The sequence below is a fragment of the Bacillus sp. AR8-1 genome (assembly GCF_008042345.1).
Lineage (GTDB): Bacteria > Bacillota > Bacilli > Bacillales > Bacillaceae_G > Bacillus_A > Bacillus_A cereus.
Window position 1 is genome coordinate 84,451 of sequence record NZ_QNUB01000017.1, and the last position, 15,025, is coordinate 99,475.

A 15,025-nucleotide genomic window follows, 5' to 3' on the forward strand; every position below is an offset into this window, starting at 1 on the left:
ATTAAAAACGTTTTTTGCGAACGATAAAAAGAAATAAAGTAAGTAATAAAAATGAATATACGATAGCCCAAGCTGTGAGCCATAGCGTGTGAGTAAGTATATTAAATTTATATTGGCCAAGCATTAGAAAGCTTTCGATAGGTGGTAAAAACCATAGTAACTCTTTTTTAAACCGGATGGAGGCAATCGTTATAAGTAATATAAATGTCAGGCTAAGCCAAGCTGTGCTTGCTTTTGGAATAATATTTCTAGTAAATAAAGTTGCAATTGAAATTCCTAGTATAGAGAAAGACATGTGAGCGAGAAATCCGACTAAAAATAAAGAAACAGTCATTTTTTCATTAAACATTTGCAAAATAATTGGATAGATTACGGATATAAAAGATAATACAGTACAAATGAGAAGAGCTGTAATATATTTACCAACGTATAATGCGGAAATATTATTTGTGTGAGAAATAGTAATTTGTTCTTGTACAGGGTCTTCAGTATGAAAAATTGTGACCGTAATCCAGGCAGATAATAAATAAAGCGCGAGAGCTGTTTCTAAATATGTCGGTACAATAGGAGTCGGTTTATATGTATATACAAAAAGCAAGCTCACAAAGTACATCGCAATAGGAGGGACATACTTATACGATTTTGTATAGTCGAGAAAATGGTAACGAATAAGCGCAAACATAATAAACCTTCTTTCGATTTAAAAGTTAGGTTGTAGCAGTGTGATAGATGCTTTTTTATGTAATAAAAACTGAAGTATTTCGTTTGTATATTCTTTTTCGATTTGTAATTGAATAAGATTTTGATTTGCATTGTGTGCAACGTGTATAAAACCGGATTGCTTTTGTAGTTCTATTGCTGAAAATGTGTCGTGAACGATTGCCTCAATATAGACCTGTTCTGCTACTTTTTGTGCAGAGGTATTTTCTGCAATTGTATGATTTGCTAACGTCACAATTCTATCGGCGAAGTTTTCTAATAGTTGTTTTTCGTGACATGTGAAGAGTATAGATATACCTTGTTGTTTTAATGAGAGTAAAATATGTTCTAATTCTTGCTGAGAGTTAGGATCGAGCCCAGAAAGCGGTTCATCTAAAATTAATAAATGGACGTCTGTAAGTAATGCTTGCATAATACTAGTTTTTTGTTTCATACCTTTTGAAAAGTTTCGTACAACAGAATGTCTTGCATGCTGTAAATGAAAAGATTCAAGAAGCATCGGGATTTTATCTTTTAAATATTTGGTTGATAAACCGTGAATGTGGCCGAGATGATATAAATAATCCTCTAATGTAAAACGAATCCCTTCAGGAAAATGTTCAGGTACATAGCCAATTTGTATATGTTCTTTTCTTTGAAGTGCCCCTGCCGTAGGTGAAACAAATCCTGCAATTATTTTGAGTAGAGTACTTTTTCCCGTCCCGTTTCCGCCAACAATGGCGAGTGCTTCTCCTTCTGGAAGGGATAAATCAATATTGTCTAGTATAAGTGATTTGCCGTACTTCTTTTGAATTCCCCGTAGTTCTACTAGCAAAGTTCTATCCTTCTTTCTTTAAATAGTCTATATATCCATTATATAGGAGAATAAAAAAAGACGTGCAGTGAATGCACGTCTTTTTTTGTTATGTTTTGTCGAACAATCGATATATCCCGAGTTACGATAGATATAATTGAAAAATCGTTGATATATTATCGCTTCTCAATCGCCACAATAAATGGCGGGTTATTTTGTTGGTTAATGAAGCCGTATCGCAGTACGTGTGCTTGTTTTTGGTCTAGTTCTTCAGCAAATGTAAGCACAGCGTCGCGTTCTACTTGTCCTTCTGGGTGTCCGTGGTAAATAACAAGGACGATGATACCTTCAGGTGCCATTACTTCTAATAATTGTTCGATCGCTGAGATTGTTGAGTTCGGTTTTGTAACGATATGCTTGTCTCCGCCTGGAAGGTAACCTAAGTTGAAAATTGCGCCTGTTACTTTTCCTTTTGCATCTTCCGGTAATACGGATAGAAGTGTATCGTGACTATCGTGAACTAAAACAGTGCGTTCGAAAAGTTCTTTTTCTTTTAGACGAGTTGTTGAGCTTTCAATTGCCTCTTTTTGAATATCAAATCCAAATACTTTTCCGTTATCTCCAACGATTTCAGCTAGGAAGCAAGTGTCATGCCCATTGCCGAGTGTTGCATCTACAGCGTAATCGCCTTCTTTTACTGCTGTTTGCAAGAGAGTGCGAGCAAACGGTAATACACGTTCTAATTTCATTTTTGTTTCTCCTCATTTGCATATTTTCCTTGCCAGCTTCCGCGGCGTACAAATTCTGCATCGATGGAATTTAATACTTCCCATTTATTTAAGCTCCACATTGGGCCAATCATTAAATCAGGTGGACCGTCACCTGTGATACGGTGCACAATTACGTCTTCTGGAATAATTTCAAGTTGGTCAACAACGAGACTTACGTAATCCTCAAGAGAAAGGAACTCGAGTTGTCCTTTTTCATATTGCTTCACCATTGGCGTTCCTTTTAATAAATGAAGTAAGTGGATTTTAATTCCTTGTACGTCAAGCTTCGCTACTTCACGTGCTGTTTCCATCATCATGTCGTAATCTTCAAGAGGAAGACCGTTAATAATATGAGAGCAAACTCGAATGCCATGCTTACGTAATTTATTTACACCTTCCACATAAGACGGATAATCGTGAGCGCGATTAATAAGATTTGCAGTACGTTCATGAACGGTCTGTAGTCCGAGTTCAACCCAAAGGTACGTGCGTTTATTTAAGTCCGCTAAATATTCAACAACATCGTCTGGTAAACAATCTGGACGAGTTGCGATAGAAAGACCGACAACGTCTTTTTCTGCTAGAAGCGGTTCGAATTTTTCTTTTAACACTTCAAGTGGTGCATGTGTATTTGTGTACGCCTGGAAATAAGCGATACATTTTCCATCTTTCCACTTTGAGCGCATTTTTTCTTTCATTTCATGATATTGCGTTATAACATCATCGCGGCGATCGCCAGCGAAGTCACCAGATCCAGCAGCACTGCAAAATGTACAACCGCCATAAGCAACTGTACCGTCACGGTTCGGGCAATCGAAGCCAGCATCTAATGAAACTTTAAAGATTTTTTCACCAAATTCATTTCGTAAATGATAATTCCATGTATGATAACGTTTATTGTCGTTTGTATATGGAAAAGGGTTTTGAACCTTCATTACTTTCCCTCCTAAGCCGAGTCAAAATAACACAAAATCCATTATAACATACTCATAAGGTTCATAAGGAAGGGACACACTAAAGGGGAATTGAAGCAAGGAGGGACAATTATGGCAGAGCGTCAATCACTTGAATCGTATATTACACAAGCGGAACAAGCGGTGGAATATGCGAAAGAACAATTAGACCAAGGTATGAGACAAGAGCATTATAATACGATGGAGTATTCGGATGCGCAGTTGCAATTAGAACAAGCATATAACGATTTACAAACGATGCAACAACATGCGAATGATGAGCAACGTGAGCAATTAAATAGAGCACGTATGGCAATTCGCCAATTGCAACATCAAATGATTATTACACCGCACTAATAAGGAGTGAATGTAATGGCGAAACGTTCAGATCAAAATAATCCAGAGCAAAAAACACAAAATGGACATAACGCTGAGTTTTCGAATGAACTTGATCCGATTGTTCAAGTAAAACAGCGTAATAGTAAAAAAGGACAACCTCAAAAATCAAAACAATCAGAGTAAACCAGGTCGAAATATGACCTGGTTTTATTTTGCTATATGACAATAATGTAAGATTTATGTAAGGTTTGTCGATAGTTGTGAGCAGCTTTCTCCAGTAGAGTAAGGAAGGATTAAATTTTATACAAGGAGTTGCTTTATGGGGAACAATATTACAAACAAGCGAATTGATGAGTTAGATTACATTCGTGGCTTTGCACTACTGGGAATTATTTTAGTAAATATTCTCGCATTACTTAACATTAAAATTCCAGATCCTAATACAGTGGATGCTAGCTATCAAAGATTTTTATACTTATTTGTAGAAGGTCGTTTCTTCTCAATCTTCTCATTCTTATTTGGAGTGGGATTCTATATCTTTATTTCAAGAGCGATTGCGAAAGGGAAAAATGGCTATGTTTTATTTTTACGTCGCTTAGTAGCATTATTTATTTTTGGTTTAATTCATCAAATGTTTCAGCCTGGAGAAGCACTAGCGTTATACGCAATTTGTGGGTTAATCGTTTTACCGTTTTATAAAGCGAAAAAAGAAGTGAATGTAGTAATTGGTCTTATTCTTACGATAGCTTTTAGTATTATGGCAGCTAAGGAATTATTACCATTAGGGTTAATTTTATTAGGTCTTGCTGCGGGGCAGTATAAAGTATTTGAAAATCTTTCAGCAAAAATTAAACAAGTCGCTATTTTTACAGGAATTATGTTTGTTTTAAGTGTTGTCGCGTTATGGTATCAATATGGACACGTTCCTGCCGAACCATTTGTAAATATGATGCTCATGAATGAGGATGGAACAGTGGACGCTGCAGGTCAATTCTTAAAAATTGGCATTACAGTTGGACCAATTATTTCAGCTTTCTATGTAGGAGCATTAATTTTATTACTTCAGTTAAAACCAGTTCAAACATTATTAGCACCATTGAAATATTATGGCCGCATGGCTTTAACGAATTATATTGGACAAACTGCAATGATTTTAATCGCAGGAAGTGTATTTAACTTTGCAGAAAACTTAACGTACATGCAGACTTTATATGTGTGTATTGCAATTTATGCAATTCAAATTGTCTTTAGCGTAATTTGGATGAAAATCTTTAAAATGGGTCCATTAGAATGGATTTGGCGAGTTGTTACGTATTGGACGGTAACACCTTTAAAGAAATAGAGAGAGAAATGGGCTATTCCTTTTGTGGAACAGCCCATTTTTATTTTCATTTTCATCTTTTTCGGAAAGTTGATATTCCTTCGCGAATCGCCGATATATTTGAGAAATCGCTAATAAAATTTCATTTATCAACGAACCTTACACACTTATCTTTTTTATATTACAAAAGTGTAAGGTAAATGTAATGTTAACAAATAGCAGTTCGCCTCTAAAAAGCGCAAAATAGGTAATGGAAAAACAAGCGTAGGAGGATATATATGACGAAACCAGTTGTAGACGTGAAAAACGTTCAAAAAGTGTACGGTAAAAAAGGTGAGAACCAATCACATGCATTAAAAGGTGTTTCATTCTCAATTCAAGAGGGTGAGTTTGTAGGGATTATGGGACCATCTGGTTCTGGTAAAACGACATTATTAAACGTAATTTCAACACTTGATAAAGCAACGGGCGGCGTTGTTGAAATTGCGGGTACGGATATTACGAAAATGAAGCAAGGTGAACTTTCTGATTTCCGTTCACAAAAATTAGGATTCATTTTCCAAGACTTTAACCTATTAGAGAACTTATCTATTTATGAAAACATCGCACTTCCATTATCTCTTCAAGGTGTCGCATCACGTAATATTGGACCGAAAGTAGAAAAAGTAGCGGATATGTTAGGGATTACAGAAATTCTTCAAAAGTATCCATCTGAAGTATCTGGTGGACAGAAACAACGTTCAGCAGCAGCGCGTGCACTTGTGCATGAGCCGGCAATTATTTTAGGGGACGAGCCAACAGGAGCGCTTGATTCTAAAAATGCAACGAGTTTACTTGATGCGATGACAAACTTAAATAAAGATCAAGGCGTATCGATTATGATGGTTACGCATGATCCATATAGTGCAAGTTACTGTCAGCGTATTTTATTCATTCAAGATGGTGAGCTATATAAAGAAATTCATCGCGGTGGTACGCGTGAAGAGTTCTACAAAGAAATTTTAGATGTACTTGCAGATTTAGGTACACAAAAGGCGTAAGAAAGGAGGTTCCAGTATGTTATTTAAACTTTCCATGTCGGGGCTGAAAAGTAAGCTGAAAGATTATATCGTCTTACTTGTTGGTCTTGTCATGTCGATTTCAATTTTTTACATGTTCCAAACGTTAGCACTGAATAAAGCATTTTTAGAATCTAATTCAGTGATTAAATCTATTGGATTCGTATTCCAAGCAGGATCATTTTTATTAGCAATTATAACGTTCTTCTACATTTTATATGCAAACTCTTTCTTATTATCTCTTCGTCAAAAAGAGTTCGGTATGTATATGATGTTAGGTGCGAAAAAACATAAAGTTACATTACTTATGTTTATTGAAACAATCGTATTAGGTGCTGCGTCTCTTGCAATCGGGATTGCAGTTGGAGTAGGACTTGCAGAAGGTATTGGACAGTTATTAATGAAACAGCTTGAATTTGCTGGTGAAGGGTATAAAGCATTTTATCTACCATCTATGACTGTTACTTGTATCTTCTTCTTTGCACTATTTGTATTATCAGCAATTATGAACAGTATTAAATTGTCACGTATTTCTGTATTGCAACTAGTACATGCAGATGCACAAACAGAGCGTGTTGCAGTAAAAGGTAAAAAGACAGTTGTAGTGGCATTCCTTGCTGTTATTTTATTAGGTATAGGTTATGCATCTATGATTTATATGGAAAAACTAAAAGAGATGGGAATCCTTATTGCATTAATTACAACGACAGCTGGTACTTACATGCTATTTGGCTCACTTCTTCCAGTCATTATTAAAAAGTTAAAAAGTAATAAAAAGCGTAGTGAAAAAGGACTTAATGCTTTTACATTTGCACAATTAAACTTCCGAATTAATAGTTTAACGAAAGTACTTGCAACAGTGGCAATGTTAGTTGCACTTGGAGCTGGTGCAATTTCAGGTGGTATGGCATTTAAAAATAACGTTATAAAAATGGTAGATGGTTTAGTAATATATGATTCAGTAGTTCATAATCCAACAGCTGAAGAAAAGAAAATTTTAGATGGTATTACATTTAAAGAGAAAAGCGAATATCGTTATAAAGTTGATGATAAATACGTTTACTATGTAAAAGAAGATTTAGAGAAAAATCGTCCTTTCGTAAAAGATATGGCAAAGATGAAGTCTATGAAGGATTTAGTAAATACGAAAAAAGTTTCAGAGGAACTACCGGTAGGTGCAGTTTCTAGAGAGATGAATCAAAAAGATGCGAATACTAAAGAACTTTCAGCGGAATGGACAGATGCTTTTAGTACAATCCATCCATATTATTTATACAATGATCATGCAATTAAAATTGTAGATCAAAAAATGTACGATGGGATAAATGGTAAAGAAGGTATAGCATTTATCGGAAAAACAGATGATTTTTTAACATATAAAAAAGAATGGAAAAAACTTGATGAGTTGCAGCTAGATAAATATAAAAATGTAAAAGCTGAACAAATGGATAGTAAATATCAAGCTTATAGTGGGTTCTATGGCATTGCGAGTGGAACAGTATTTATGGGATTCTTCCTTGGAATTGCGTTCTTAGCAATGATGGCAAGCTGCCTTATGTTTAAAATTCTTTCTGGTGCATCAAAAGATATTACGCGTTATCAAATGCTTCGTAAAATCGGTGTGCGCCGTGAGTTACTAACGAAATCGATTTATAAAGAGTTATTCTTAGTATTCTTATTCCCAGCAATTGTGGGTATCGCTCACGTATTAGTTGGTATGAATATTTTCGGATTTATTTTAATCGATCCGTACTTCCGTATTTGGGTACCAATTGTAATTTTCGTAGTTATTTATGCGATTTATTACTTCATTACCGTTCAATTGTATAAAGGAATTGTTCTTCCGAAAGAAGATTAATAATAAAAACCGAGCAAAAACGCTCGGTTTTTATTATTTTCAGAAAAAAACACTTTAATGTTACTGAAATGTATAATATAATGTAAGTAAGTAACGTAATATAAAAGTAGAAGTAGCTGTATAAGGAAAGGAGGAATCCAATCTGTAGAAAGAAGCTGAACTTTTATCCCCACATTTTTTTACCGCAACGTATTTATACAATCGTAAGTTTCCACATTGAAAGTTTTCAGAACCACCTGAGTATATTGTGAAAATAATGGATAACACATGGAAATCTCATAGCATGATAAGGTAAAATGGACAACATAATGAGAAAATTACCGTTCATAAGATGAGGAGAATACATGTATGGAAGTTGTAGAGGCATTAAAAGATATAAGCCAAATTGAGGCTATGAAAAAATATTTAAAAGAGCACTCCCAGCGAGATTATCTTTTATTTGTTATTGGAATTAACACAGGATTAAAAATTACAGAACTACTTAGCATGAAATTTGAAGATGTATTAAATGAAGACGGGACTGTTAAAGAGTTTTATGCTCTTCCTGTGAAAGATGAAAAATTTAAACAAGATATTTATTTAAATACAAAAGTAAAAGAAGCGCTTTTAGATTACGTACAATCTATTGGCGTTAAAAGAGAAAATTACGTATTTCAATCTAATAAAACGCCAAATTCAATTACGCGCCAACAAGCGTATCGTGTAATTCATAATGCTGCAGAAGCAGTTGGAGTTGTTGGTAAAATCGGAACGAATTCAATGCGAAAAACGTTCGGATTTCATGCGTACAAAAGAGGGATAGCGATTGCGCTATTGCAAAAACATTTTCATCACGCGACTCCATCAGAGACACTAAAGTATTTAGGTATCTCAAAGGATGAGACCTTTAAAACGGAGATTGATGTCGATTTATAAAAGCCGTAACTAAAAAATTAGGAGGCGGAAAATATGAATATTAGAGAGAGTGAACTGCCGGGTATTGGATGTAAGTTTGAAGTGATTACAAAAGGTAATGAAAAGATGGTTATCGTTATTCATGATGATGGCCGAAGAGAAATGTACCATTTTGATGCTGATCATGAAGAGAGTATTTCAAGTGTCTCTCTTCGTGATTCTGAAGCGAGACAAATTGCAGCTATATTGGGCGGAATGGTATATAGGCCACAAGCTTTAGATACGATTGAAATGGCTTTTGAGGGATTATCAATTGAGTGGTTTAAGGTGGAAAATAATGCACCAGTTGTACAAAAAACAATTGGTAGTTTACATGTTCGAAACACATATAACGTAACGATTATTGCCATTTTGAAAAAGAATATGAAGAAGTTCTTTAATCCAGGCCCAGATTCTATCATTGAAGCTGGCGATATGCTCGTATTATCAGGCGAAAGACATGAAGTAAAAAGAATTATTAATGAGTTGCTTTCAGTAGGAGGGGATTCATAATCGATGGATACTTTAATCTTTGAAGTTGGAACTGCGTTAGTATTAGTCGCTTTTGCAGCTATTCTCGCTGCAAAGTTAAAGTTCTCGATTATTCCGTTTCTCATTATACTCGGTATGCTAGTGGGACCACATGCCCCAGATTTAGGGCTTATCGATTTAAGATTTATTGAAAGTGGAGAAGTTATTTCCTTCCTCGGCCGTGTTGGCGTTATATTCCTCTTATTCTATTTAGGCTTAGAATTCTCAATTAAAAAATTAATTAAATCAGGAAAATCAATTGCTTTTGGGGGAACTGTTCATATATCGCTTAATTTTATATTAGGTTTACTTTACGGATATATAATGGGTTTCCCCTTATTAGAAACATTAATTATTGCTGGGATCATAACAATTTCATCGAGTGCAATTGTTGCGAAAGTAATTGTTGATTTAAGAAGATCTGGTAATAAAGAGACGGAGCTAATTTTAGGAATCATTATGTTTGATGATATCTTTTTAGCGGTATATTTATCAGTCGTTTCAGGATTAGTACTCGGAGGGGCAACGTCATTTGTAGGTGCTCTTACATCTATTTTAATCGCAGTAGGGTATATGCTACTATTCTTTGTAGTTGCTAGAAAAGCTACACGATTCTTAAATAAAATGTTAGATATTTCGTCCAATGAAATTTTTATTATCGTAATATTCGCTATTTTATTCTTTGTAGCAGGATTTTCAGAAACGATTCATGTTGCAGAGGCAATTGGAGCATTATTACTAGGACTCGTTTTTTCTGAAACAGAGCATAGTGATCGAATTGAACAGCTTGTCGTTCCGTTTCGTGATTTCTTTGGAGCTATATTCTTTTTCAGCTTCGGTTTAAGTATAGACCCATTTTCACTTGGCGGAGCAGTGTGGTTGGCATTAGGAGCAGTTTTCATTACTCTTATCGGTAATTTTACTGCTGGAATGGTTGCGGGGCGTAAAGCTGGGTTATCGCATAAGGCTTCTACGAATATCGGCTTAACACTTGTATCACGCGGAGAATTTTCCATTATCGTCGCGAATATTGGAATTGCGGGCGGTTTAATGGCAACGATTAAACCATTCTCAGCTTTGTATGTTTTAATATTAGCATCGTTAGGACCTTTGTTAACGAAAGAATCCGGAAGAATATATTCCTTACTAGATAAAATATTTAAATGGAGCGCTAAAGAACGTGCGAAGCGAGAAAAAGAAGTTGGATAATATAAATAAGGGTAGACTGCATGAAAATTTCATGCAGTCTACCCTTTTATATATTGTTACTGTTGTCACTTTTTGTCGGTAAGTCGATATATTTTAATAATCGCTGATATATTTTGAGTTGCGGTCGATATATTTCCAAAATCGCTGATATATTTTCAAGCAGGGATAAGTATAATTTCATTTACCGTCGAACCATTATCTGAATTTCATCAACTATTAATCAGTTGCCTTCCTATTTAAAAACGACTACAATTTTACTGTTATATATATGAACGAAAAAAATAGAATAGGAGGGGAAACTATGCCAAGGAAAGTATGGCTATTAGTAGCTGGGATGATTATTAATGTCACGGGTGCTTCTTTTTTATGGCCTTTTAATACAATTTATTTGCATGATCACCTAGGCAAATCTTTATCTGTGGCCGGAATGGTATTAATGATCAACTCGCTTACTGGTGTAATCGGAAACTTGCTCGGCGGTGTTTTATTTGATAAATGGGGCGGTTATAAATCAATTTTAGTAGGGATTGTCATTACACTTGTATCGATTTTAGGTCTTGTGTTCTTCCACGGTTGGCCGTTATATGTTGTGTGGCTAGCGTTAATCGGCTTCGGTTCTGGGATGGTCTTCCCATCGATGTACGCGATGGTTGGTACGGTTTGGCCAGAGGGCGGAAGACGAGCGTTTAATGCGATGTACGTTGGACAAAACGTTGGTATTGCGATTGGAACAGCGTGCGGTGGTTTAGTTGCTTCATATCGTTTTGATTATATTTTCTTAGCGAACTTTATTTTATACTTTGTTTTCTTCTTAATTGCTTTTATTGGATTCCGTGGTATGGAAGACAAGAAAGAGCCAGGAGTGCAAAAAGAAGTCGAGACGAAAAAAGGTTGGTCACTTACACCTGGATTCAAAGCACTTCTTATCGTATGTGTAGCATATGCTTTATGCTGGGTTACATACGTACAGTGGCAAGGAGCGATTGCAACACATATGCAAGAATTGAATATTAGCCTTCGCCACTATAGTTTATTATGGACGATAAACGGAGCGATGATCGTTTGTGCGCAGCCGTTAGTTAGTATGTTAATTCGCTGGATGAAGCGTTCTTTAAAGCAACAAATTATGATTGGAATTTTCATTTTTGCGGCGTCATTCATTGTGCTAAGTCAAGCGCAGCAATTTACGATGTTCCTCATTGCGATGGTAACATTAACAATTGGTGAGTTATTTGTATGGCCTGCGGTTCCAACGATTGCAAATATACTTGCACCAAAAGATAAATTAGGGTTTTATCAAGGGGTCGTAAATAGTGCGGCGACTGTAGGGAAAATGTTCGGGCCGGTCGTTGGCGGAGCAATTGTGGATTTATACAATATGGAAGTATTGTTTATAGCAATCATGGTAATGCTTGTAGTAGCGCTTATAGCAACGAGTATTTATGATAAACGAGTAAAAGTAGAAGAAGCAGTTGAAGAAAAAATTGCAGTTTAGTTTGACGGAACATGTTCACATGTTTTAGAATATATTTAAATAAAACAACCTTTAGAACAAGGGAGATAGCTCGGCTGTCTTAAGATGAATTCGTTAGTTATTAAGAGTAACGATTAACCGAGAAGTCCTCGCTTTAAGTAAGCTCTTAAGAGATACTAGATGAAGGATAGTTCACTTAACTTATATGTGTAATAACAGTGAGAAGGAGTAGTAGTAATAGAAGCTGGTTTAGAGAGTTGACGGTCGGTGCAAGTCAATCCACGTTTCGTTATGAACTCGCCTTTGAGTTGCAGTTGTGAAACTAATAGTAGCAATTGCCGTTAATCCACGTTACGGATCTAAGCGAATGTATATTTTTACATTAATTTAGGGTGGTACCGCGGGAATCTATAACCTCTCGTCCCTTTCTAGGGATGAGAGGTTTTTTGTATTTTGGGCGGTGAAAATAAATAGAATTTCAAGGAGGGTATCTCATGAGCTTTAATCATCAAGATATTGAGAAGAAGTGGCAAGGGTACTGGGAAGAGAATAAAACATTCCGTACGCCAGATGAGACAGAAAAACCAAAATTTTATGCACTAGATATGTTCCCATATCCATCAGGTGCAGGCCTACACGTAGGACATCCAGAAGGTTATACAGCGACAGATATTTTATCTCGTATGAAGCGTATGCAAGGGTATAACGTTCTTCATCCAATGGGATGGGATGCATTTGGTCTTCCAGCAGAGCAATATGCACTTGATACTGGAAACAGCCCAGCTGAATTTACAGAGCATAATATTAATACGTTCCGTAACCAAATTAAATCATTAGGTTTCTCTTATGATTGGGACCGTGAAGTAAATACAACAGATCCAAACTACTATAAGTGGACACAATGGATCTTCTTAAAACTATTTGAAAAAGGCTTAGCTTACGTTGATGAAGTACCTGTAAACTGGTGTCCAGCACTTGGTACAGTACTTGCAAACGAAGAAATCATTGACGGTAAGAGTGAGCGTGGTGGACATCCAGTTGAGCGTCGTCCGATGAGACAGTGGATGTTAAAAATTACAGCTTACGGAGATCGTCTATTAGAAGATCTAGATGAGCTTGATTGGCCTGAAAGTTTAAAAGATATGCAACGTAACTGGATCGGTCGTTCTGAAGGTGCAGAAGTACACTTCAACATCGACGGTACAGATGAGAAGTTCACAGTTTTCACAACGCGTCCTGATACACTATTTGGTGCAACATATTGTGTACTTGCTCCGGAACATGCACTTGTTGCAGAAATTACAACAGCAGAACAAAAAGAAGCGGTAGAAGCTTACATTAACGCTGTAAAAATGAAGAGTGACCTAGAGCGTACAGAACTTGCGAAAGAAAAAACTGGTGTATTCACTGGTGCTTACGCAGTTAACCCAGTAAACGGTGAGAAATTACCAATCTGGATTGCTGACTATGTTCTTGCAACTTACGGAACAGGTGCTGTAATGGCAGTTCCAGCTCACGATGAGCGTGATTATGAATTCGCATCAGTATTTAATCTTCCAATGAAGGAAGTTGTAAAAGGCGGAGATATTACGAAAGAAGTGTACACAGGTGATGGTGCACACGTAAACTCAGCATTCCTTGATGGATTAAATAAAGAAGAAGCAATCGCAAAAATGATTGAATGGCTTGAAGTAACGAGCGCAGGAAATCAAAAAGTAACGTACCGTCTACGTGACTGGTTATTCAGCCGTCAACGTTACTGGGGTGAGCCAATTCCAGTAATTCACTGGGAAGATGGTACAATGACAGCTGTGAAAGAAGAGGAATTACCATTAGTTCTTCCGAAAACAGAAAACATCCGTCCTTCAGGTACAGGTGAATCACCACTTGCTAACATTGACGAGTGGGTAAATGTTGTTGATCCTGAGACTGGTAAAAAAGGTCGTCGTGAAACAAATACAATGCCGCAATGGGCTGGTAGCTGTTGGTATTACCTACGTTACATCGATCCAAACAATAGCGAAGCACTTGTAGATCCTGAAAAAGTAAAACAATGGCTTCCAGTTGATATTTATATCGGTGGTGCAGAGCACGCTGTACTTCACTTACTATATGCTCGTTTCTGGCATAAAGTATTATACGATATCGGTGTAGTTCCAACGAAAGAACCGTTCCAACAATTATTCAACCAAGGTATGATTCTAGGTGAAAACAACGAGAAAATGAGTAAATCAAAAGGTAACGTTGTAAACCCTGATGATATCGTAGCAAGCCACGGTGCAGATACACTTCGTCTATACGAAATGTTCATGGGACCATTAGATGCTTCAATCGCTTGGTCTGAAAATGGTCTTGACGGAGCTCGTCGTTTCCTAGACCGCGTATGGCGTCTATTCGTTCAAGATAACGGTGAATTAAGTGAGAAAATTACTGACGCACCAAATAAAGAGCTTGAAAAAGCTTACCATCAAACAGTGAAGAAAGTAACAGAAGACTATGCAGAGCTTCGCTTCAACACAGCGATTTCTCAAATGATGGTATTCATCAACGATGCATACAAAGCTGAAACACTTCCAAGAGAATATGTAGAAGGTTTCGTAAAAATGATTGCACCAGTTGCACCTCATATCGGGGAAGAGCTATGGAGCAAACTTGGATACAATGAAACAATCACATATGCAAGCTGGCCAACATTTGATGAGTCTAAACTTGTAGAAGATGAAGTTGAAATCGTTGTTCAAGTTATGGGTAAAGTTCGCGCAAAACTAACAATGAGTAAAGACGCATCAAAAGAAGAAATGGAACAACTTGCACTTGAAGCAATTCAAGACCAAATTGAAGGGAAAACAGTTCGTAAAGTAATTGTTGTTCCTGGAAAACTTGTTAACGTTGTTGCAAACTAATTTATTCTAAATGAAAGCTCAGAGTATTTATACTCTGAGCTTTTTTGTGTAAAAAATAATCTTTGGATCACTTTTATATAAGTTTTTAATTTATAAAGAAGTTTACTTTAAAGGCGTTTTGCATCTTTTCCTTTAATTTGTTTGTTGAGGAATTCTTATAAAG

Annotated in this window: 14 protein-coding genes and 1 other annotated feature; of the genes, 10 read left to right on the plus strand and 4 right to left on the minus strand. The window is 36.2% G+C overall.

All coding sequences use genetic code 11. The features are described from left to right. Position 1 precedes the first annotated feature (1 nt). The 4 genes from DN400_RS11645 to mnmL all read right to left on the minus strand — a co-directional run bounded on the left by DN400_RS11645 (position 2) and on the right by mnmL (position 3,218). Complete coding sequence (locus DN400_RS11645; RefSeq protein WP_065229462.1) at positions 2 to 682, minus strand: ABC transporter permease; 681 nt, start codon at positions 680 to 682, stop codon at positions 2 to 4. Between the two features lie 18 nt (positions 683 to 700). Beyond that, positions 701 to 1,534 (minus strand): ABC transporter ATP-binding protein, encoded by an 834-nt coding sequence (locus tag DN400_RS11650; protein ID WP_025118656.1) that lies wholly within the window; start codon positions 1,532 to 1,534, stop codon positions 701 to 703. A gap of 155 nt (positions 1,535 to 1,689) precedes the next feature. Next, positions 1,690 to 2,262: a tRNA 5-(aminomethyl)-2-thiouridylate-methyltransferase MnmM gene (gene mnmM, locus DN400_RS11655; protein WP_000764492.1), complete on the minus strand. Its 573-nt coding sequence runs from the start codon at positions 2,260 to 2,262 to the stop codon at positions 1,690 to 1,692. Then, positions 2,259 to 3,218 (minus strand): tRNA modification radical SAM protein MnmL/YtqA, encoded by a 960-nt coding sequence (gene mnmL / locus DN400_RS11660; protein WP_000868033.1) that lies wholly within the window; start codon positions 3,216 to 3,218, stop codon positions 2,259 to 2,261. Before mnmL ends, mnmM begins: the two co-directional genes overlap by 4 nt. Before the next feature lie 111 nt (positions 3,219 to 3,329). Here mnmL and DN400_RS11665 point away from each other — a divergent pair, with 111 nt between their 5' ends. The 10 genes from DN400_RS11665 to leuS all read left to right on the plus strand — a co-directional run bounded on the left by DN400_RS11665 (position 3,330) and on the right by leuS (position 14,862). After that, positions 3,330 to 3,593, plus strand: coding sequence for a YtzC family protein (locus DN400_RS11665; protein WP_000840869.1), 264 nt, complete (start codon positions 3,330 to 3,332; stop codon positions 3,591 to 3,593). Between the two features lie 15 nt (positions 3,594 to 3,608). Further along, entirely contained in the window at positions 3,609 to 3,758 is a 150-nt protein-coding gene (locus DN400_RS11670) for a hypothetical protein (protein WP_001129340.1), read from the plus strand. Positions 3,759 to 3,894: 136 nt separating this feature from the next. Continuing rightward, positions 3,895 to 4,917: a DUF418 domain-containing protein gene (locus DN400_RS11675; protein ID WP_065229460.1), complete on the plus strand. Its 1,023-nt coding sequence runs from the start codon at positions 3,895 to 3,897 to the stop codon at positions 4,915 to 4,917. A gap of 257 nt (positions 4,918 to 5,174) precedes the next feature. Next, positions 5,175 to 5,936: an ABC transporter ATP-binding protein gene (locus tag DN400_RS11680; protein ID WP_000165837.1), complete on the plus strand. Its 762-nt coding sequence runs from the start codon at positions 5,175 to 5,177 to the stop codon at positions 5,934 to 5,936. Positions 5,937 to 5,952: 16 nt separating this feature from the next. Continuing rightward, positions 5,953 to 7,812, plus strand: coding sequence for an FtsX-like permease family protein (locus DN400_RS11685; protein ID WP_050822136.1), 1,860 nt, complete (start codon positions 5,953 to 5,955; stop codon positions 7,810 to 7,812). Positions 7,813 to 8,160: 348 nt separating this feature from the next. Next, on the plus strand, positions 8,161 to 8,727 hold the full coding sequence (locus tag DN400_RS11695; RefSeq protein ID WP_000454206.1) for a tyrosine-type recombinase/integrase: 567 nt from the start codon (positions 8,161 to 8,163) through the stop codon (positions 8,725 to 8,727). Positions 8,728 to 8,760: 33 nt separating this feature from the next. Then, entirely contained in the window at positions 8,761 to 9,258 is a 498-nt protein-coding gene (locus DN400_RS11700) for a cation:proton antiporter regulatory subunit (protein WP_001026053.1), read from the plus strand. Between the two features lie 3 nt (positions 9,259 to 9,261). Continuing rightward, a complete protein-coding gene (locus DN400_RS11705; protein ID WP_043935251.1) occupies positions 9,262 to 10,485 on the plus strand; it encodes a cation:proton antiporter in 1,224 nt (407 codons plus the stop codon). Positions 10,486 to 10,786: 301 nt separating this feature from the next. Further along, entirely contained in the window at positions 10,787 to 11,980 is a 1,194-nt protein-coding gene (locus DN400_RS11710) for an MDR family MFS transporter (RefSeq protein ID WP_001137537.1), read from the plus strand. 188 nt (positions 11,981 to 12,168) lie between these two features. Further along, positions 12,169 to 12,388 (plus strand) — a binding site (T-box leader). Positions 12,389 to 12,453: 65 nt separating this feature from the next. Beyond that, a complete protein-coding gene (gene leuS, locus DN400_RS11715) occupies positions 12,454 to 14,862 on the plus strand; it encodes a leucine--tRNA ligase (protein ID WP_000009442.1) in 2,409 nt (802 codons plus the stop codon). Positions 14,863 to 15,025 lie beyond the last annotated feature (163 nt).

Bases quoted from the DNA above. Each gene is read 5' to 3' on its own strand.
- DN400_RS11665 (WP_000840869.1), top strand. From the start codon at position 3,330: ATGGCAGAGCGTCAATCACTTGAATCGTATATTACACAAGCGGAACAA.
- DN400_RS11680 (WP_000165837.1), top strand. From the start codon at position 5,175: ATGACGAAACCAGTTGTAGACGTGAAAAACGTTCAAAAAGTGTACGGT.
- leuS (WP_000009442.1), top strand. From the start codon at position 12,454: ATGAGCTTTAATCATCAAGATATTGAGAAGAAGTGGCAAGGGTACTGG.
- DN400_RS11710 (WP_001137537.1), top strand. From the start codon at position 10,787: ATGCCAAGGAAAGTATGGCTATTAGTAGCTGGGATGATTATTAATGTC.
- DN400_RS11685 (WP_050822136.1), top strand. From the start codon at position 5,953: ATGTTATTTAAACTTTCCATGTCGGGGCTGAAAAGTAAGCTGAAAGAT.
- mnmM (WP_000764492.1), bottom strand. From the start codon at position 2,262: ATGAAATTAGAACGTGTATTACCGTTTGCTCGCACTCTCTTGCAAACA.
- DN400_RS11705 (WP_043935251.1), top strand. From the start codon at position 9,262: ATGGATACTTTAATCTTTGAAGTTGGAACTGCGTTAGTATTAGTCGCT.
- DN400_RS11670 (WP_001129340.1), top strand. From the start codon at position 3,609: ATGGCGAAACGTTCAGATCAAAATAATCCAGAGCAAAAAACACAAAAT.
- DN400_RS11645 (WP_065229462.1), bottom strand. From the start codon at position 682: ATGTTTGCGCTTATTCGTTACCATTTTCTCGACTATACAAAATCGTAT.
- mnmL (WP_000868033.1), bottom strand. From the start codon at position 3,218: ATGAAGGTTCAAAACCCTTTTCCATATACAAACGACAATAAACGTTAT.
- DN400_RS11695 (WP_000454206.1), top strand. From the start codon at position 8,161: ATGGAAGTTGTAGAGGCATTAAAAGATATAAGCCAAATTGAGGCTATG.
- DN400_RS11675 (WP_065229460.1), top strand. From the start codon at position 3,895: ATGGGGAACAATATTACAAACAAGCGAATTGATGAGTTAGATTACATT.
- DN400_RS11700 (WP_001026053.1), top strand. From the start codon at position 8,761: ATGAATATTAGAGAGAGTGAACTGCCGGGTATTGGATGTAAGTTTGAA.